We start from the raw sequence: 18,298 nt of genomic DNA on the forward strand, positions 1-18,298 counted from the left end.
GGAAGATGGCGGCGCTGGAGCGCCACGTCTTCGGCAGGAAGACGGAGCGGATGCCGTCCGTGGCGTGCGAGCTGCGCGGGGAAGCGGCGGGCGAGGAGTCGAAGGCGGCGCGCGACGAGGCGGCCAGGAAGAAGCGGCGCGAGCGTGCGGTCCGCAAGGCCGAGGGGGCGCTGACGCGCGAGATTCGCCATGACGTCCCCGCCGAAGCGCGTCGCTGCCCGGCCTGCGGCAGCGAGGAGTTGAAAGCCTTGGGCCAGGGACGCACCACGGAGATGTACGAGTACCTGCCGGCCCGCTTCGAGCGGCAGGTGCACGTGCAGGAAGTCCTCTCATGCAAGTGCGGCCAGGGCGTGGTGACGGCGCCCGCGCCCGCCAAGGTGGTGGATAAGGGCGAGTACGGCCCGGGCATCCTGGCGCACGTGGTGACGTCCAAGTGCGCCGACGCCATGCCGCTGCACCGGCTGGCCCAGCGCATTGAGAGGGGCGGCGTGCCGATGAGTCGCAGCACGCTGACGGACCTCTTCCACCTGTCCGCCTCGGTCCTGCTGCCGCTGTCGCGGCACCTGCTGCAATGCATTGCGTCCGCCGAGGTGGTGTGGGCCGACGAGACGCCGCTGCGAGTGCTGGACGTGAAGAAGACGCGGCTGGGCTACCTTTGGACATTCCTCACCCAGAACGAGAAGGGCGAGTGGCTCATCGGCTACCGCTTCAGCATGGGGCGCGGGGGCAAGACACCCCTGGACGTGCTGGGCGGCACGACGGGCGCGCTCGTGGTGGATGGCTACACTGGCTACAACCCGGTGACGCTGCCCGACGGGCGCACTCGCGTCGGGTGTTGGGCGCATGTACGCCGCCGCTTCTTCGACGCGCTCGCCACCGCTCCCTGAAGAGCTCAACAGGGCGATCCGCTTGGCCGACCCTCACGCGGTCCATGACCCCGGTCCTTGACACCCAGGCGCGCGAGGCGGATGTGGTGCGCACGTCCGCCCACCGCGAGCTGCGCCAGCGGCACAGCGAGCCTGTTCTCGGGCAGCTGCGCGCCTGGCTCGAGCAGCAGGCTCCGCAGCATCCGCCGAAGGGGCCGCTGGGGCAGGCCATTTCCTACGCGCTGAAGCAATGGGACGCCCTGAGCCGCTTCGTCTCCGATGAGCGCCTGCCCTTGGACAACAACCGCTCAGAGGCGGCGCTCAGAAAGGCAGCGCTGGGAAGGAAGAATTTTCTCTTCGTCGGCCACGAGGCCGCGGGAGAGAACCTGGCCGGCCTCTACGCGCTGGTGGCCACCTGCGAGGCCAACGACGTCAACCCCGAGGCGTACCTGGCCGACGTGCTGCTGCGCGTGCAGACGCATCCCCAGTCGCGCATCGTCGAGCTGCTGCCGCACCAGTGGAAGCGCCTGCGCGTCGCCGACTCCTCCTGAGCGCCATCGCTCAGGTCCCTGCCATCAACCCGCTCACGCATGGGCTCGCGACCACAGCCGAGCACAGCTCCCGTCCGTCCTCAAGCAGTCCGGCACGGCGTTCACCGGACGGATACGAATATTCGGTAGCCACAGGTGGCTGCGTCGACGTCGGGGCTGGGGCGGACGCGCGGGACGTGCACCTACGGCAACGGTTCCAGCCCAAGCTGTTCGAGGAAGTCGTTGTGGCGGTCCTTCGCCTCGCGGATTTCATCTTCGATCTGCACCAGCTCCTGGTGCGTCGCCGCCAGGTCGATCTCGACCTCCAGCTTGGCCGTGCTCACGTAGCGCGAGATGTTCAGGTTGTAACCATTCTCCTTGATCTCCGCCATCTCCACCCGCCTGGAGTAGCGATCCTCCTCCCTGCGATGCTTGTAGGTGTCGATGATTATTTCGATGTGCTCGTCGCTCAGGACGTTCTGACGCTTGCCCTTCTCGAAATGCTCGGCCGCGTTGATGAACAGCACGTCATCGGGCTTCTTGCACTTCTTCAGCACCAGAATGCACACGGGAATGCCGGTCGAGTAGAAGAGGTTCGCTGGCAACCCGATGACCGTGTCGATGTGCCCGTCCTCCAGCAGCTTCGTGCGAATCTTGGACTCGGCGCCCCCCCGGAACAGCACGCCGTGCGGCAGGATGATCGCCATCACGCCTTCGTCTTTCAGGTAGTGAAAGCCGTGCAGGAGGAACGCAAAGTCCGCAGCCGACTTCGGCGCGAGCCCGTAGTTCTTGAAGCGCACGTCCTCGCCTAGCGCCTCGGTGGGTTCCCACCGGTAGCTGAAGGGCGGGTTGGCGACCACTGCATCGAAGTAAGGCTTCTTCGCGGGGTTCGTCTCGCGGAGCATGTCCCAGTCGTTGGTGAGCGTGTCACCGTGGTAGATCTCGAACTCCGAGTCCTTGACCCCGTGCAGGAGCATGTTCATCCGCGCGAGGTTATAGGTAGTAATGTTCTTTTCCTGCCCATAGATCTTGCCGATACCGTGCGGCCCCATGCGCTTGCGCACGTTGAGCAGCAGGGAGCCCGAGCCGCAGGCGAAGTCCATCACGCTAGCGAGATGCTTCCGCTTGCCGGTCTTCGGCTCCTGGCTGTCAAGCGTGACGATCGCGGAGAGGATGTCCGAGATCCGCTGCGGCGTGTAGAACTCGCCCGCCTTCTTGCCCGAGCCCGCGGCGAACTGGCCGATCAGGTACTCGTAGGCGTCCCCCAGTGTGTCGCTATCGGTGGAGAACTCCGCAAGCCCCTCGGCGATCTTGGTGATGATCGTGCAGAGCTTCGCGTTGCGGTCGGCGTAGGTCTTGCCGAGCTTGTCAGACCCGAGATTGATCTCGGAGAACAGGCCCGAAAACGCGCTCTGGAACGACTCGTTCTCGATGTACTTGAACCCGGCCTGGAGAGTGTTGAGGAGTTCTCCGTCCTGGGTGCGAGCCATGTGGGCGATGCTGGTCCACAGGTGCTCGGGCCGGATGACGTAGTGGGCCTTGAGCCGCATCTGCTTCTCGAACGCCGTCACATCGCCCGGGTTATCGGCGTACCACACCGACAACGAAGACCGCCCTCCGTTGCCGATCGCGTTCGGGTTTGGGTAGTCCCGCCCGAGTTCCTTCTTCGCGGCCTGCTCGTAGTTGTCCGACAGGTAGCGGAGGAACAAGAACGCGAGCATGTAGTCGCGGAAGTCGTCCGCGTTCATCGCCCCGCGGAGTTGGTCGGCGATGGTCCAGAGCGTCTTTCCGAGCTGTGCTTGGTTGTTCTCGGTCATGCTTTCTCAGTGTCTCCGGCGGGTTCGGGTACCAGCTCTCGATTGAATGGGTGGCGCTCCACGAACCCCTTCAAGATCGTGAGGAAGTAGTCCTTCGTGTCGTCAGCCATCTCGGTTGGCTCGTACATCGAGTACTTACCGTGGCTCAGCAGATCAACGAAACGCTGGTGAAGGATGCCGTCTGCGTCATCATCGGCATCCTTGATGCACTTCGAGAAGTGGCTGTAGCCAAGAAAGAGGGCGGTCTTCTCGAGCACCGTGCGCAAGATATTGAAATGAAACGTGCTCGCCTGCCCACTCTGGGCCACCTGCCACAGATCTGCCAGGGCCGCGACGTGATAGAACTGTGGGGTGTCGCCACGGTGTTCTGGAAGAACGTATCCGTCCTTGCGACGATCGCGCTTGAGAGTGAACTGAAGTGGAGTGAATACGTGATTCTTCAATTCGTAATGCAGGACATTGAAGAACAGCGCGTGGTGCGTCGACACAACCGTCTTGATCGGCCGCTGTGCCTCGCGGTAGAGCTGGACTAGGTGGTTTCCGACGACGATGGCGTTGTGCTCATCGAGGGATGAGATCGGGTCGTCGATGTACACATGTTCGACCCACTTGTATGCCTCCGCTCCATCGAGAGCGAGCTGGAGGATGGCGAGGAAGAAGCACCAGACAAAGATGTTCTCTTCGCCCCGCGAGATCTTGATGCCGTCGACCTCGTCGAGTCTCGTAGCGTCGCCGTCGCCGCTCAGCACGTTCCGAGAGAAGGTAACCTCCGCGCTGGCGATCTTGCCGGTCACCTGGTCAAACTCAAAGTTGATCTTGAAGTCGAAGTCCGCATAGCGGTCCAACAGCGGGCGGATCCGGTTCTCGATCTCCAACTCGTTCAGCCCGACGAAGAAGCTGGAAGCCGCGTTGAGCTTCAGCGTGCGGTGCTGGTCGTTCTCCAGATCGTTGTCCCACGAGAAGAGGTCCTCCGTGAACGCGTTGAAATAGAGCGTGTCGCGGCTCTGCACCTCACCGTGTTGGTCGATGACCTTGCCGAGGTCCTTGAAGGCGGCGGACAGTCGCGTCTTGCCGGTGCCGTTGAAGGCATAGAGCAGAACGAACGGACTCTTGTCTGGCTTTTTCTGGGCCTTGTCGGCCAGCAGCGCCCGAAGGTGCGTGGCGACGCCCGGCAGATCCGCGTAGCTGGCGTCGGTCATTGCGCCTCGCCCTCCAGGCTCGGGAAGAGCTGCTGCAGCAAACCCTGCTTGTGCTGCTTGAGGGCGTCGAGCTTGCCAGTCTGTGCGGCGATGCGGGCGTCGAGCGCGGAAAGGCAGTCCGCGATGCGTTGTTGTTCTGACAGCGAGGCTGGAAAGGAGACGACGACTTGGCCAATCTTTGTCGGCGAAGTATGACGCACTTTCATGCCGGACGCGCTGCCATGAATCGCCTCTCGAACGGGCTGCGTGTTGAAGACATAGAAGAAGAACTCATTGCTCCACGCGACTCCGATTTTTTTCGTGACAAGGCCGAGTCGCTGGTTGTGCAGGAACTTGTCGGAATCCAGAACGAGAATAGAGCTGCCAAGCAAACCGGCTGCCTGCTCAGTCATCGCCACGAGCAAGTCCCCGCGATTGAGCACGTAGTCGCGGGGAATTTCGCCGGTGTAGTATTTCTGCTTCTCGCCTCGGTCGCGGTAGCCGCCTCGCTCGTAGAAGTTACCAGGCGTGAGCAGCACATACTTGCCCTCGTCGCTGAAAAACTCTCCCTCGAAGGCATAGCCGTGTTTGATGTCGCAGAGTTTGGATAAGGGCTCTCTCTCCCAATGCCCGGCGTCTTGGAACTCGGGGAAACGGAGGCGCGGCACGGACTCGTCTCCCTGTGGGAAGAGCCGCGCCATCAGCCCTTCTTTGTGCTGCCCCAGCGCTTCGAGCTTTCGGCCCTCCGCAGCGATCAACTCGTCCAGCGAGCCGAGGCATTCGGCTACCTTTTGCTGCTCATCCTCGTCTTCCGGCAGGCAGAGTGAGCCGGAGAGGAATCGTTCATTGGAGAGCTGGATGGTGTTCTTCGCGCCCTTCTGTGCGAGAGGATCAAGGTAGCGGAAGGCTCGCGCCGGGCTTTCGAAGAAAGCTTCAACGAGCAGGCCAACATGTCGGTTCTTGGGCGCAAACACGCCGTAAAGCGGCGAGACGATTGCGTTGTAGTCTCTTCTGTGTTGCTTGACGATCCCGAGCTTGAAACTAGCGAGCGGACTTCTGGTGTACACGACATCAAAAGGCCGGACGAGGCTGTAGTGCCCTGTGTCACTCGCAGCGAAGCTCCGGCCCATGTGCTCGACCTGCGGCACGATGCCCTTGGCAAGCGACACCGAGTGCACGTCTGACGTGCCGTCGCTCTTGAGTCCATGTTCGTCCAATACCGCTCCGAGGGTCGTAAGCGGCCACCCGCGCTGGCACTCGAACTCGGGAAACCGCAGCCTGGGTACCGAGCGTGATGGCTCGCGAGCCGTCATCGTGCCCCCCCATGCTCGTATGCATTGAGGCCCGAGATTTCCCGGCCATGGGCCCGCTTGTTCAGGAGGGGGACGAGGTCGGCCATGAGCGCGAGTTCGCGCTCGCGGCGTTCGCGCCAGCCGAGACCGAGCGGCTCCATCAGGTCGGTGAGCTGCTCGCCATCGAAGATCATGCGCTGGAGGATGGTGTCAACGAAGGCCGAGAGCGACTCGGTCGTCAGTCGATGGGCATGGGCGAGATGAGCGATCTGCTGGGCCTGCTTCTCGGCCTTGAACTGCTCGTAACCGGCACGGATGGCGGCTTCGTCGAGGCCCTCGCCCTCCTTGAGCGAGCGAACGTACTCGGTGATCTCGTCCCGCTCGTCCATGAACTTGGCGTCGGACTGGATGAGCCCAATGAGCTGCTCGCGGCTGATCGTGAGCTTCTTCGGGTCCTGCCCCGAGTACTTGGCGATCAGCTTCATGATGTAGTCGTAGTCGATGACGGCGGAGGCGAAGAGGACGAACTCGAAGTCGAGTTGGTCGACCTCGGCGCTCGCAGGCTGGCCCTCCTTTCCAGAGGCCCCCTGCTGCTCCTTCAGGCGTTGCGCGGTTTCGAGGTACACGCCGCGGAAGGCGCGGAGGTCGTCCTTGGGCAGGGCCTGTTCAATCTGCGCTCGCTGCTCGTCAGTAAGGTTGGTGTACTGGTCAAGCTGCGTCTGGAGGCGCTGGACCTCCTTGAACCGCTTGATGAACTGGGCGCGGGCGTCGTCGCCCATGAGGTTTTTCACCTGATCGGGCTTGGCTTCGAGGCCCTGCGACGTCATGAACTCGCCAAGGTCGGCGACGGCCTGCTTGAAGTTGTCGATGACGACGGGAGCCTTGTCGACCAACCAGATCTCGCGGGCCCGATCAGCCTGCGCACCGGAGAAGAGAGCGATGGCGGTGTCGACGCTGTCTTGCTGCTGGCGGAAGTCGAGGATGTGGCCGTAGGGTTTCGTGGCGTTGAGGACGCGGTTCGTGCGGGAGAAGGCCTGGATCAGGCCGTGGTGCTTGAGGTTCTTGTCGACGTAAAGCGTGTTGAGGTACTTCGCGTCGAACCCCGTGAGCAGCATGTCGACGACGATCGTGAGGTCGATCTTCTCCTCGCCCCGGCGCGGCAGGTCGCGGTTGGGGAACTGCTGGTCCTTGATGCGCTGCTGAACGTCCTGATAGTAAAGGTCGAAGTTGTTGATGTCGTGATTGGTGCCGTACTGCTGGTTGTAGTCGGAGATAATCACCTTGAGCGCGCCCTTCTTGCCCTCAGGGTCGTGGCGGTTGTCCTCCTTCTCCTGAGGGAGGTCCTCTTGGATCTGCTGGACGTCCTTGTTGCCCTCTGCCGGCGGGGAGAACACCGCGGCGATCTTGAGAGGCACGAAGTCGGGGTCTGCTGACCTTCTGTCGGCCTGGAGCCTCTTGAAGACCTCGTAGTACTCAATGGCGTCGTTGATCGAGGCCGTCGCCAGCAGAGCGTTGAAACGGCGGCGTCCAGTCGCAGCATCGTGCTTGTCGAGGATGGCCTGAGCGACGGCTTGTTTGGCGAGGGATTGGCCGGGCTTCAGAGCCGGCGCGTTCTTCGGTCTGTAGTAGTCGACGTGAAAGCGGAGGACGTTCCGGTCCTCGATGGCGTGGGTGATGGTGTAGGCGTGGAGTTGCTTCTGGAAGAGGTCCGTCGTCGTGCGCAGGGTGGCGACGTCGCCCTCGATCTGCTTGACGGTCGCGTTGTCCTCGAAGATCGGGGTGCCGGTGAACCCGAAAAGCTGGGAGTTGGGGAAGAACTCCTTGATGGCCTTGTGGTTCTCGCCGAACTGCGAACGATGGCACTCATCGAAGATGAAGACCATCCGCTTGTCGCGGAGAGATTCGAGGCGCTGCTTGTAGGTGACGCGTCCTTGGGCGACGTTCTGCTTGTTGTGCTTGCTATTCTCGTCGAGGGCGAGCCCAAGCTTCTGAATCGTGGTGACGATGACCTTGTCGGCGTAGTCGTCAGACAGCAGGCGCTCGACGAGCGTCGCGGTGTTGGTGTTTTCTTCGACGCAGCCCTGCTGGAAGCGATTGAACTCCTCGCGGGTTTGGCGATCGAGGTCCTTGCGGTCAACGACGAAAAGGCATTTGTGAATGCTCTCGTTCGTCTTGAGTAGCGTCGATGCCTTGAAGGAGGTCAGCGTCTTGCCGGAGCCGGTCGTGTGCCAGATGTATCCGTTGCCGCAGTTCTGCTCGATGCAGTCGACGATGGCCTTGACGGCGTAGATCTGGTACGGGCGCATCATCATCAGCTTCTGCTCGCTGGCGATGAGGACCATGTACCTGCTGATCATCTGACCGAGCGTGCACTTGGCCAGGAACCGATCCGCGAAGTCGTCGAGGTGCGTGATCTTCGTGTTGTCCTCGGCGGCGAACTGGTAGATGGGGAGGAAGCGCTCGTCAGCGTCGAAGGCGAAATGCCGTGTGTTGTTGTTGGCGAAGTACCAAGTGTCCGTCCGGTTGCTCACGATGAAGAGCTGGACGAAGCACAGCAACGTCTTCGTGTACCCGTTGCCCGGGTCGTTCTTGTAGTCGACGATCTGCTCCATCGCCCGCCGCGGGCTGATGCCGAGCGTTTTCAGCTCAATCTGGACGACGGGGACTCCGTTGATAAGGAGGATGACGTCGTAGCGGTGGTGGCTGTTGTCGGTGTTGATGCGGAGCTGGTTGACGACTTCGAAGGTGTTCTTGCACCAGTCCTTGATGTTGACGAGGGTGTAGTTGAGCGGGGTGCCGTCGTCGCGGACGAACGCCTCACGGTTTCGCAGGGCGCGTGCAGCTTCGTACACGTCCTGGGTGACGAGCTCATCGAGGAGCCGCTGAAACTCGCCGTCGGTGAGGTTTACGTGGTTGAGCTTTTCGAAGTTCTGGCGGAAGTTGCGTTCGAGGGCATCGCGGTCGCGAATATCTTCGCGGTACTCGTACTTGAGGCCCACGAGCTTAGAGATGAGCGACTCTTCGAGTTGGCGTTCGGCTGAGTTCATCGGTGGCCACGTTCAGTCTTTGCTCTGGGCATTCGCTGGGGTGTCAACGAGCCAGACGACCCGCGACTCGGGGCGGGCGTCGCACACAGGTAGCAGCCACTGGGGCGTCGTCGGCCGCTCGCGGCAGGCGTCGGCGCAGTTGAGCGCGGGGCGGTTGCTCTTGCCGTCTGCCAGTAGGCCGTGCCGCTGACTACGCGGTGTTGTCGAGTTTCTGTTCACCCCCGCTCATCGTTGCCTTCGGGCTCCGCAGCACCGCCTGCCTCAATCCACTCGTCGACCTGCGATAGCTTGAACTTCCATAGGCGCCCGACCCGGTGCGCCGGCAGGGACTTCGACTCGATCCACCGGTATACCGTGTCCTTGGCGATGCCGAGGTGCTTGGCGACCTCGTCCGCCGACGCCCAGGGTTCATGCTGGTACATTGACCGCTCCAGCAGCGCGAAAGACGCAGGACTCCCGCTAGCGCCCACCTCGGACGCTGCGCCAGCGTATCAGGCTCTACGCAGAGCGCTCAAGATCAATCAGGATCGGAAAGGATCGTCGAACGAGAGGCTCTTCCGTCCCGCTCGCATCGCCCGCCACGCGCCCCGCTGCTTGTGCCTACCCCAAATTCGGTCGCTGCGTCACGGGGGCATCAAGGCGCGTGCGCGGCGCGCGGGACTGTTGAGTTCCTGCGCCGACGAGGCGTAGGCAGGGTCGCTAACGACACAGGGCAACTTTGAGGTTTGGGTTCCTGATGTCTGCTACCCGTGAGAACTTCCGAGGCATCGACAAGGTGGCGGAGGTGAGCGCCAGGTCGAGTTGGGCGCCTGCCGCGGTCGAGAGACTTCGTCCCAAGCCCCAGCAGTTCGTCCTAACTGCGGCGCAGGGGCAGCCTCGACCAATGCCGTTCGTGAAACGGCCCGCGCTACCGCCGCTGCAGGCAAGGCGTTCCGCAAAGAGCGACCAGCGCGGGCATCAAGCCAAGCTCCCCATCGGAAGGAAGGACCAACATCACACAGGGCGCTCAAGGCGGACCGGACAGCAGGAGGTGGTAGACTCTGCGACACGGCTGCAACTCCGTGCGCCTCTCCCCATACCCTCACGGTGAGCAGTATGCACGACGAGCCGCCGGGTCCTCTCTCCCACTTGAGAGAGGTCGGCATTACGCTCGGACCAGACGCCTCAACGCCTCTCTGCCTGCGTATGGGCACACCTCTCCCGTCCTGCGGACGTAGGCAGGACGGTGCAGCAGGCGCAGGTCCATGGGGGTGTTGTTGGAAGGACCGAGACTCTACGCAGCTCGGCGATCGTACCGGTGGCTAGGCACAGTGGCCTCCTCCAACCCTTCCAGAGGCTTTGGAGAACGGTGCTCCAGAATCGCTCGGCGTGATTCCCAGCACCCGCTATTGACGAGCATGGAGCGGGCGCGACGCGCCCTGCCCCACACGAAGTCACGTGTCGGTGACCCGGTGGCGCAGGTGCTGCCACGCATGACCTGCCGTCTCCTGCGCCCCGTGGTGATGGGGTCAGATGTCCAGCCGCCAGAGCTGGTTGTCCGCCGGCCCATCGCGATGCATGGGGAAGGTGATGATCCGCCCCGCGCCATCCGTCCTGCCGCCCTCGATATCCAGCACAAAGCCGTTGAGCCGGCTCTGGATGAAGTAGGTGCCGCGGACGCGACCGGGCACGAGCTGCCACACCTGATTGAGTCCGCCGTGGGCCTCCCAGGTGATCACGCGGGTTCCCGCGGCCTCGTTGGCCCCCTCCACGTCGAGCACGAGCCCGTTGAGCCGGCTGCGGATGAGGTAGCCACCTTGCGTGGGCACCAGCTCCCACATCTGGTTGTCATTGCCCTCGCGGTTGGACCTGGCCCGGAAGGCGACGAGCCCCGCGCCGGGCGAGCGGTTGTTCTCCCCGATGTCGATGACGAGCCCCGCGAGCTTGCTGCGGATGAAGGTGCTGCGCTGGGGACGCGTCTCTCCCCGGCCATGGTCCCGCTCCGAACGCCCAGGAGGCGGAGGGGGCGGCGTGGGGCGTGCCTCGCCCTGACACCAGCCCGCGGGGCTGCACGTGCGTGCGCCATCGCACTGCGAGTCATCGTGGCAGCGGTTGGGCCCGGGGCGGTTGCGCGATTCGTCCCAGCGGTAGTTCGGGCCCGGTCCCGCCGCCGCCGTCAGCGGCAGGAGCAGCAGCGCGAGCGCTACCCATCCCCTGCCCTTCGCGGACGATCGGTTATCACGCGCACGACCAGCCTCGGCGCCACTGCGAGCCGCAAACATGGGACTTCTCCTTTTCCTTGAGGTCTCCAGCGGAGGGGCAACTGTTGCCGCCCCCCTCGCGCTGTGTCCTTCATGACGGGGACCCGGGACTTTCATTCACATCGCCGGGAGCTCGAGTTGGAGGAACCGCCCCACCAGCCCCCAAGTGAGCTGACGGCCGAAGCCGCGAAGGCGCACCGCTCCAACTCGCGGGCCGCGCTCGCGCACCGGCTCGCCTTGCGCCAGCAGCGCCCCGCCCCCGTGGTGGAGCGCATCCGCCAACTGGCCGATGCGCGCCGGGTCCGCAACCGCTGTGCTCCGGGCACTTGCTCCGTGCCAAGCTCTTCCCGTGATGAACCTGCGCCAGGATCCGGTGGCTTCGCTCTCCGCGCTGTCCTCCGTGCTCGACCTCGCCAATGGGCTGGAGGGGGAGAAGAGCCTGCTGACCGGTCTGTTCGCGCTGGAGCTGGCGCTGGACGGCGGACTGTCCCGGGACGACGCCCGGGCCGCCTTCTACGTGGGCCTGCTGCGCCACCTGGGCTGCACCGCCTACGCGGCCCAGGAGTCGCGGCTGGGCAATGACGTCCACCTGCGCCGCAACCTGCTGCGCGGGGACGCGGGCCGCCCCGAGCATGTCGTGCGCTCGGTCCTGGACGCCAACCCCAGCCTGCCCCGCCGCGCCGTCGGACTGGCGCGCCTGCTGACGTCGTCGCGGCGACTGCGCTCGGAATGGTTCGCGGAGGCATGTGGCGCGGCGCGACTGCTCGCCTCCGGCCTGGGGCTGGACGCACGGGTGCTCCAGGGGCTGGATGAGGCCTACGAGCGCTGGGACGGCGCGGGCGGTCCGCGCCTCCTGGGCGGCACGGCTCTGCATGAAGTCGGGCGCGTCGCGCAGGCGGCGCATGTGGCCGTCGTCTTCTTCGTCGGCTCGGGCACGGCCGTCGCGCAGGAGGCCCTGGCGCTGCAATCCGGGACGACGCTGGACCCGGCGTGGGCGAAGCGGGCCCTGGCCGCGACCGCCTCGCTCCAGACCTTGTCGGATGCGCGCATCGACGCGGCGGAAGCGTGCCTGCTCGAATCACCGCCCACCATCGACGCCACCACGCTGGCAACGACCTTCGGGGACTTCGCGGACCTGCAGAGCCCCTTCACCCGCGGACACTCACGGCGCGTGGCGGAAGCGTGCGCATCCGCCGCGCCCCGCCTGGGCCTGGACGCGGCGGAGCAGGCCACGCTCCAACTCGCGGCGTATCTGCACGACCTGGGACATGTGACCCTGCCCACCGGCCTGTGGCTGCGACCCGAATGGTCCCCCTCGGACCGGGAGACGTCCCGGGCCCATGCCCACGCCACCGAGCAACTGCTCACCGCCACGCCCATGCTGCGGGACGCAGCGAAGCTCGCGGGCGCGCATCACGAGCGACTGGATGGCGGAGGCTATCCCCGGGGCCTCGCGCCAGCCGCCCTGTCCCGGGCCGCGCGACTGCTCGCGGTGGCCGACGTCTGGGTCGCGCTCCAGGAGGAGCGCCCCCACCGTCCCGCGCGGACCGTCCCCCTGGCCAGACAGGTCCTGGAGGCCGAGGTGAAGGCGGGCCGGCTGGATGCGGACTGCGTCGCGGTGGTGACCGGGACGAAGGATGTCCGGCGCGCGCCGGACCCTGGCCCCACGTCCGCGCTGACGCCCCGTGAGGTGGACGTGCTGCGCCTGCTGGCGGGCGGAGCGACGAACAAGGAGATCGCGGAGAAGCTCGGGGTGTCGGACCGCACGGTGCAGCACCACACCATCCACATCTACGAAAAGCTGGGCGTGAGCACCCGCGCGGGCGCCTCGCTGGTGGCCGCGCGCGCGGGCATCGTGTGATCCGCCATCTGGCCGATGTGGGCCGGGACACCGCATGGTGCATTGGACGCCATGAACAAGCCCTTCCTCTCCGTCCCCATCCTCACCACCCTGGCCGCGCTCGTCCTGTTGCAGGGCTGCGCAGCCGCCACCGCGTGCCGCACGCGTCCCGCCACGTCCCCCGGCTTCGAGCGGACCGCCTCCGACGGCATGTGCCTGAGCAGCGTCCGGTGGGAGCCCGCCCAGCCGCCCGTGCGCGGCGTGGTGATCCTCATCCACGGCCTGCGGGACTACTCCGACCGCTACGGCCGGCTCGCGGATGCGCTCCAGGCCCAGGGCTTCGCCGTCGTCGCGCAGGACCACCGGGGCCACGGCCATTCCGGCGGTGACCGCCAGCGCATGGAGTCCATGCAGCAGTTGGTGGATGACGTGGATGGCGTCGTCCAGGACGCCCGCGCGCGACACCCGGGCGTGCCGGTGGTGGTGTTCGGCCACAGCATGGGCGGGCTCATCGCCACGCACTACGCGCTCCAGCACGCCCCCGACGTGTCGGGGCTCATCCTGAGCGGCGCGGGCATCGTGCTACCTCCTGGGGTGTCCGGCTTCGACACGCGCCTGGCGAAGATCTTCGGCACGATCCTCCCCGGGCTGCCCGCGCAGGACCTGGACAGCCAGATGTTCCTGCACGACGGCCCGGAGAAGGAGCGGTTCCTCGCGGATCCGCTCATCACCCACGAGAAGCTGCCCGCGCGCTCCGTCAAGGCGCTCATCGCCGGCATCGAAGCGCTCGCTGGGAAGTTCCAGGACCTGAAGCTCCCACTGCTGGTGGTGCACGGGGGCGAGGACGTCATCACCTCCATCGATGGCAGCCGCGCCCTGGTGGCGCAGGCCACGAGCACCGACAAGCGCCTCATCATCTACGAGGGCCAGCGCCACGACCTCGCGCACGAGCCCGACGCGGCCAAGGTCGTCGGAGACATCGTGGGCTGGGTGGAGGCCCACGTCCCGCCGAGCGCCGCCGCGACCGTCGCCCCCTGACACGAGGACCGCCGCGGTCCGCTCCCACCTGTCGGGCAACTCTCCAATGCTCGGGTGCAGCCGATCCATGTCCGCTACCGGCTCAGCGTCACCTGCTCGTCGAGCCGGGCCATCTTGTGCGGGTTGCGCATGGCATAGATCCGGGTGATCCGGCCGCTCTCGACGACGACGCTGACCGCTGTGTCGAAGTCGCCGGCGGCGTCGATCCGGAGCGCGGGCGCGCCGTTGATCCACACGGTCGCGATCCGAGCGCCAGGGGCGAGCGTGGGGAAGCGGGACAGGAACCCGGCCACGCGATCGCCGCCGACAACCGGGCGCCGGGCCGCCGTCGCCAGGCCGCCGCCGTCGGCGACCAGCACCACGTCGGGGGCGAGCACGTCGAGCAGGCCCTGCAAGTCGCCAGAGCTGACCGCAGCCAGGAACCGCTCCAGGACGGCCTGCTGCTCTGCCCGGTCGACCCGCATCCGGGGCCGGCGTGCGGCCACGTGCTCCCGCGCCCGGTGGGCGATCTGCCGGACGGCGGCTGGCGTCTTGTCGAGCGCCGGGGCGATCTCTTCATACGGCATGTCGAAGACCTCCCGGAGCACGAACACCGCCCGCTCGGCCGGGGTGAGGGTCTCCAGCACGGTGAGCATCGCGATCGAGACGCTCTCCGCGAGCTCGACGTCCTTGGCGACATCGGGGCTGGTGAGCAACGGCTCGGGCAGCCACTCGCCGACGTACTCCTCCTTGCGGCGGGCGAGCGTGCGTAGCCGGTTGAGGGCCTGCCGGGTGACGATCCGGACCAGGTAGACGCGTGGGTCGCGCACCTCGGCCCGACCTGCGTCACCGAGGTCCGCCCACCGCAGCCAGGCCTCCTGCACGACGTCCTCGGCGTCGGCCGCGGAGCCGAGCATCTCGTACGCGACCGTGAAGAGCAGGCTGCGGTGGGTGACGAAGGGGTCCTCCGAGCCTGGCGGAGCGCGGGCCGCGTCGGGCGAGGAGGTCGAGTAGGCCCCGTCGCCGAGAGGCTCGCCTCCCGGCGACGTCGGGCGCATCGAGGCCGTCATGACGCGGACGCTCCCCCCGGCCGTGCGCTCGGCTGGGCCATCGGCTTCAGCCCGCACGAGGCGGAGAAGCCCTCCGACTCGATGCCCAGGGCGGTGTTGGAGCGGGTCGTCAGGTTGGCGAACCCGATCACAGTGGTGAGCTCGATGAGCGCTGCGGCACCGAGCTGCTTCCTCAGGCTCGCGACCATCTCGTCGGTCACCGTGGGGGGCGTCTGGCTCATCGCCTCGGCATACCCCAGCACCTCCCGCTCCAGCGAGGTGAACACGTTCGACTCCCGCCACCGTGGGATCTCCCGCGCCTTGTCCACGTCCAACCCATGGTTGTGGGCCATGAAGTAGTTGAAGTCCAGGCACCACGAGCAGCCCACCAGCGACGCCACCGCCATGTGCGCGTACGACTTCAGGCTCTCGTCGCACTGGTCCCACTTCTGTAGCTTCTGCCCGAAGCCCATGCTGGCCTTGAGCACCGGCAGGTGGTGCCACATCACGCCGAGCGACTCGGGGACCTGACCGAACGTCCTGCCGGCGAACTTCTTCACTATCGCGCCGTAGAGTCCGGTGATCTCCTTCGGGGGGATCCTGGGCGAGGTCATGTCTTCTCCTGGTGTCTGTATCGGGTTCCGTCGACATGGAGACACCGGACGCCCGCGGGATGTGACATCCGGGCCGGATATCCTCGTCACCCGTGGCTGACGCCGAGTTCCTCTACTCCGACATGCGCCCCACCGGTAAGGGTAAGGAGGACACGCACTACCGGTTGCTCACAACCGAGGGGGCTCCACTGCGTGAGTAGACTACGCTGGCCCCCGTTCCACTCACTCGACAGGGGTCTCTCATGAAGCGTTCTCTTGTTGTGATGGCGGCGTTCCTCGGCCTCTCCCTCATGGCATGTGGCGGCGCAGACACCGGGCCGGAGAGCGAGGCCACGCCTGCGGACGGTGCGGAGGCGACGGTCTCCCAGTTCGAAACCTGTACCGGCTACAAGGCGTGCAGTTCGATTGCGAACACGTTCTGCTCGCCCGTGGGCGCGACGACGCATTGCTGCGCCAGCAACGGCACCACCAGTGACCTCATCTGCGCCCGCACCAGCACGTCCTCCGCGGCGCGGTGGCTTTACTACTGAGCCCCGCACCGGTCCGCGCTCGCGCGGCGTGAGTTCCCACGGCTCCGGGGTTTGTCTTTACATTTGCAACTCGAATACCCTTGCAGGGTTCCTCCAACCTGCAGGGGTCTCTGAGGTTGGAGGCGCAGGAGTTGCTCAAGGCGCGCTCAATGCCTGCACGACCAGGACATCCAGCTCGATGACATCGCCTGGGGCACCCTCGGTGCCTGTCACCTCCACCCCCACCCGTTCCGTTCCGGCCGGGGCCGTCAGCTCGCGAGCGGTCCGAACCCACTCCGCGGAAAGCACCGGGCTGGAGAGCAGCTCCGACTGCAGCTCCCGGCCGCCTGCATCGCGCCAGCTGACCCGCATCTGGGCGACCAGTGAGCGTTCCGGCGTCCCGCGTGCCCAGAAAGAAGCGCGGTGCGCCCCCGGGGATGCGGCAAACCCCGGCCAGTTGTCGAGTTGGATGCCCCAGCCGTACAGCTCGCTCACCTCCACGCGCATGCCCGCTTCGCCGTCTCTCGCAGCGGTAGGCTCTCTCGAAACGGCCACCGAGTACCACGCGGCCCACTGTCCGAGCCCGGTCTCGAGGGAAGCCGTCTCGGCGTCGAGCAGATTGGAGTGGGGGGAATGGTCGATGATGGCCGGCTCGCAGGCGGTGAGCGCCGCGACCAGCGACAGCATGCTCCAGCGTCCCAGTCTCATCGCTCTGTCTCGCGTTCGCCGGCCTGACAAGACAGCGTCCCACGGGCACGCTGGACCGCCTCCGCATAGCGCCCACGCCGGAACTGTCGTTCGTGCCGGACCCAATGCGCGCAGGCGCGCTGCGCGTCTTTGAGCTGGTACGTGAGCAACGAGCCCAGCTCGAAGCTGAGGTGCTCCCGCGTCGCCGCTGGCTGCTTGCGCATCGCCGCCTCGAGGTGCCGCGCCGCTTGCTCGAACTCGCGCCGACCGCGAAGGACCTCCAACTCTCGCAAGATTTCGTCCACGCTCGGGGCACGGGCAGCCGCAACGGGTGGTCGGGAGGAGGCGCCCCCCGGGCTGGACGTCGCCAGTGGCTGGGGCGGCTCCGGCTCGGAAGGCGCTGGCTCGGCCACCGGCCACTCCAACGTCTGCCCCACCCGCAGCTGAACCACCTCACCCGTGAGCCGACGGAAGACAATGGCGCCTTCGTGCAGGGTGACCGCTCCACCCGCTTCCCGCTCCTCCACCGTGAAGCGCGTGCCCATGACCTCAATGGCCCCGCCTGACACGAGCACGACAGCGGGGGGTGCACCTGGCTTTCGGCGCTTCACCGAGAACTCCGCGCGGCCGCGGACCAGTCGCACCCCCGACGGTTCACGATGAACGACGAGCGGCCCCAGGTTTCGGAGGGTGATGCCTCGGGCCGCGTCCACCAGGGAGGCCTCACCCATCTGGATTTCCACACCCGCGGCGTCTTCCCGCACCTTCAGGTCGGGAGTGGCCTGCGCGAGTTCGAGCCCCCCCAGCGAGCGGGCGGACGGAGTGCGCCAGAAGAACACCGCGAGGACCAGCGCCACTGCCGACGCGGCGAGCATCCACCACGCAGGACGTCTGTGCCGTGCCGGCTTCGACTCGCGTGCGTCCCGCAGCCGCGACCACAGCCGGGCCCGGGCGGCCGGGGACATCCCCTGCTCGCGGCGGAGCTGGTCTTCACGCCGGAGCTCGGCGCGGAAGTCACGAGGAGCCATCGTCCACCTTCCATCCCCAGGCCGACAGACGCTCCTGGGCGCGGCTGATCAACTTCGACACGTAGCCCTCTGACAGCGAGAGGAGCTGGGCAATTTCGCGCTGGCTCAGGTCATCCAGCATCTTCAAACCCATCACCACGCGCTCCTGCCCCGGCAAGCGGTCCAGCGCCGCCGTGGCGCTGCGCACCGCCTCTCGCCGCTCGAGGGCCGCCTCGGGCGTGGACTCCGTCTCCGTGCGCTGCGGCGGAAACAGGAAGTCGGCGACGCGCCGTCGAAACGTGTTCTCGCGCCGCAAGGTGGAGATCGCCACGTTCTGCGTGACGCGAAACAGCCAGCCCCTCACGTCCTCCTCGCGCAGCCAGGCTCGGTGCTCCCAGGCCTTGAGGAAGACATCGTGGGTGACGTCTTCGGCCCAGCCCGAGCGGCCGGCCGCATACCGCTTGGCCCAGAAGAAGACAGCCTCGGAGTGCTCCTCATAGAGCGTATCGAACGACACAGGTCGGGCAGGCAGGGCGGGCGGGGCCTTGGAGTGGGGAGCGTGCGACATCCAGCACCTGGGGACCTACGATTGGAGCCGGAGAAAC

14 protein-coding genes and 1 pseudogene are annotated in these 18,298 nt (G+C 66.1%); 4 read left to right on the forward strand and 11 right to left on the reverse strand.

Annotated elements, in window-relative coordinates; translation table 11 throughout:
* The first annotated feature begins 5 nt into the window (after positions 1-5).
* A pseudogene (gene tnpC, locus G4D86_RS21605) lies at positions 6-1,417 on the forward strand (IS66 family transposase).
* 182 nt (positions 1,418-1,599) lie between these two features.
* Here tnpC and G4D86_RS21610 read toward each other — a convergent pair.
* The 6 genes from G4D86_RS21610 to G4D86_RS21635 form a co-directional block, all read right to left on the reverse strand.
* Positions 1,600-3,213: a type I restriction-modification system subunit M gene (locus tag G4D86_RS21610; RefSeq protein WP_163995863.1), complete on the reverse strand. Its 1,614-nt coding sequence runs from the start codon at positions 3,211-3,213 to the stop codon at positions 1,600-1,602.
* Positions 3,210-4,412: an AAA family ATPase gene (locus tag G4D86_RS21615; RefSeq protein WP_163995864.1), complete on the reverse strand. Its 1,203-nt coding sequence runs from the start codon at positions 4,410-4,412 to the stop codon at positions 3,210-3,212. Before G4D86_RS21615 ends, G4D86_RS21610 begins: the two co-directional genes overlap by 4 nt.
* Positions 4,409-5,608, reverse strand: a complete 1,200-nt coding sequence (locus tag G4D86_RS21620) for a restriction endonuclease subunit S (RefSeq protein WP_163995865.1) — start codon at positions 5,606-5,608, stop codon at positions 4,409-4,411. Before G4D86_RS21620 ends, G4D86_RS21615 begins: the two co-directional genes overlap by 4 nt.
* Before the next feature lie 92 nt (positions 5,609-5,700).
* Positions 5,701-8,730 carry a type I restriction endonuclease subunit R gene (locus tag G4D86_RS21625; RefSeq protein ID WP_163995866.1) on the reverse strand — a complete coding sequence of 1,010 codons (3,030 nt, stop codon included), beginning with the start codon at positions 8,728-8,730 and terminating at the stop codon, positions 5,701-5,703.
* 215 nt (positions 8,731-8,945) lie between these two features.
* Complete coding sequence (locus tag G4D86_RS21630) at positions 8,946-9,152, reverse strand: helix-turn-helix domain-containing protein (RefSeq protein WP_163995867.1); 207 nt, start codon at positions 9,150-9,152, stop codon at positions 8,946-8,948.
* Between the two features lie 1,086 nt (positions 9,153-10,238).
* Positions 10,239-10,991, reverse strand: a complete 753-nt coding sequence (locus G4D86_RS21635; protein WP_163995868.1) for an RICIN domain-containing protein — start codon at positions 10,989-10,991, stop codon at positions 10,239-10,241.
* Positions 10,992-11,322: 331 nt separating this feature from the next.
* Between G4D86_RS21635 and G4D86_RS21640 the strand changes: the two genes are divergently transcribed.
* Positions 11,323-12,831, forward strand: a complete 1,509-nt coding sequence (locus G4D86_RS21640; protein WP_163995869.1) for an HD domain-containing phosphohydrolase — start codon at positions 11,323-11,325, stop codon at positions 12,829-12,831.
* Positions 12,832-12,882: 51 nt separating this feature from the next.
* A complete protein-coding gene (locus G4D86_RS21645) occupies positions 12,883-13,848 on the forward strand; it encodes an alpha/beta hydrolase (protein ID WP_163995870.1) in 966 nt (321 codons plus the stop codon).
* A 74-nt stretch (positions 13,849-13,922) separates the two neighbouring features.
* Here G4D86_RS21645 and G4D86_RS21650 read toward each other — a convergent pair whose 3' ends face one another.
* Positions 13,923-14,897, reverse strand: a complete 975-nt coding sequence (locus G4D86_RS21650) for an RNA polymerase sigma-70 factor (protein ID WP_240360385.1) — start codon at positions 14,895-14,897, stop codon at positions 13,923-13,925.
* Positions 14,894-15,490, reverse strand: a complete 597-nt coding sequence (locus G4D86_RS21655; RefSeq protein WP_163995871.1) for a carboxymuconolactone decarboxylase family protein — start codon at positions 15,488-15,490, stop codon at positions 14,894-14,896. Before G4D86_RS21655 ends, G4D86_RS21650 begins: the two co-directional genes overlap by 4 nt.
* A 242-nt stretch (positions 15,491-15,732) precedes the next feature.
* Between G4D86_RS21655 and G4D86_RS21660 the strand changes: the two genes are divergently transcribed.
* Positions 15,733-16,020: a hypothetical protein gene (locus tag G4D86_RS21660; protein ID WP_163995872.1), complete on the forward strand. Its 288-nt coding sequence runs from the start codon at positions 15,733-15,735 to the stop codon at positions 16,018-16,020.
* A gap of 135 nt (positions 16,021-16,155) precedes the next feature.
* Here the strand turns inward: G4D86_RS21660 and G4D86_RS21665 are convergent, their stop codons facing one another.
* From G4D86_RS21665 to G4D86_RS21675, 3 genes are read right to left on the reverse strand one after another with little or no spacing between them, the layout of a single operon-like run.
* Positions 16,156-16,686: a hypothetical protein gene (locus G4D86_RS21665; RefSeq protein ID WP_240360386.1), complete on the reverse strand. Its 531-nt coding sequence runs from the start codon at positions 16,684-16,686 to the stop codon at positions 16,156-16,158.
* A gap of 17 nt (positions 16,687-16,703) precedes the next feature.
* Positions 16,704-17,714, reverse strand: a complete 1,011-nt coding sequence (locus tag G4D86_RS21670) for a FecR domain-containing protein (protein WP_240360387.1) — start codon at positions 17,712-17,714, stop codon at positions 16,704-16,706.
* Positions 17,701-18,261 (reverse strand): RNA polymerase sigma factor, encoded by a 561-nt coding sequence (locus tag G4D86_RS21675; RefSeq protein WP_163995874.1) that lies wholly within the window; start codon positions 18,259-18,261, stop codon positions 17,701-17,703. Before G4D86_RS21675 ends, G4D86_RS21670 begins: the two co-directional genes overlap by 14 nt.
* Positions 18,262-18,298: the final 37 nt, after the last annotated feature.

This window comes from Pyxidicoccus caerfyrddinensis (assembly GCF_010894405.1).
Lineage (GTDB): Bacteria > Myxococcota > Myxococcia > Myxococcales > Myxococcaceae > Myxococcus > Myxococcus caerfyrddinensis.

Excerpts from the sequence above, each read along its gene's own strand:
- G4D86_RS21610 (WP_163995863.1), bottom strand. The coding sequence starts at position 3,213 with ATGACCGAGAACAACCAAGCACAGCTCGGAAAGACGCTCTGGACCATC.
- G4D86_RS21615 (WP_163995864.1), bottom strand. The coding sequence starts at position 4,412 with ATGACCGACGCCAGCTACGCGGATCTGCCGGGCGTCGCCACGCACCTT.
- G4D86_RS21625 (WP_163995866.1), bottom strand. The coding sequence starts at position 8,730 with ATGAACTCAGCCGAACGCCAACTCGAAGAGTCGCTCATCTCTAAGCTC.
- G4D86_RS21630 (WP_163995867.1), bottom strand. The coding sequence starts at position 9,152 with ATGTACCAGCATGAACCCTGGGCGTCGGCGGACGAGGTCGCCAAGCAC.
- G4D86_RS21635 (WP_163995868.1), bottom strand. The coding sequence starts at position 10,991 with ATGTTTGCGGCTCGCAGTGGCGCCGAGGCTGGTCGTGCGCGTGATAAC.
- G4D86_RS21640 (WP_163995869.1), top strand. The coding sequence starts at position 11,323 with ATGAACCTGCGCCAGGATCCGGTGGCTTCGCTCTCCGCGCTGTCCTCC.
- G4D86_RS21645 (WP_163995870.1), top strand. The coding sequence starts at position 12,883 with ATGAACAAGCCCTTCCTCTCCGTCCCCATCCTCACCACCCTGGCCGCG.
- G4D86_RS21650 (WP_240360385.1), bottom strand. The coding sequence starts at position 14,897 with ATGACGGCCTCGATGCGCCCGACGTCGCCGGGAGGCGAGCCTCTCGGC.
- G4D86_RS21655 (WP_163995871.1), bottom strand. The coding sequence starts at position 15,490 with ATGACCTCGCCCAGGATCCCCCCGAAGGAGATCACCGGACTCTACGGC.
- G4D86_RS21660 (WP_163995872.1), top strand. The coding sequence starts at position 15,733 with ATGAAGCGTTCTCTTGTTGTGATGGCGGCGTTCCTCGGCCTCTCCCTC.
- G4D86_RS21665 (WP_240360386.1), bottom strand. The coding sequence starts at position 16,686 with ATGCTGTCGCTGGTCGCGGCGCTCACCGCCTGCGAGCCGGCCATCATC.
- G4D86_RS21670 (WP_240360387.1), bottom strand. The coding sequence starts at position 17,714 with ATGGCTCCTCGTGACTTCCGCGCCGAGCTCCGGCGTGAAGACCAGCTC.
- G4D86_RS21675 (WP_163995874.1), bottom strand. The coding sequence starts at position 18,261 with ATGTCGCACGCTCCCCACTCCAAGGCCCCGCCCGCCCTGCCTGCCCGA.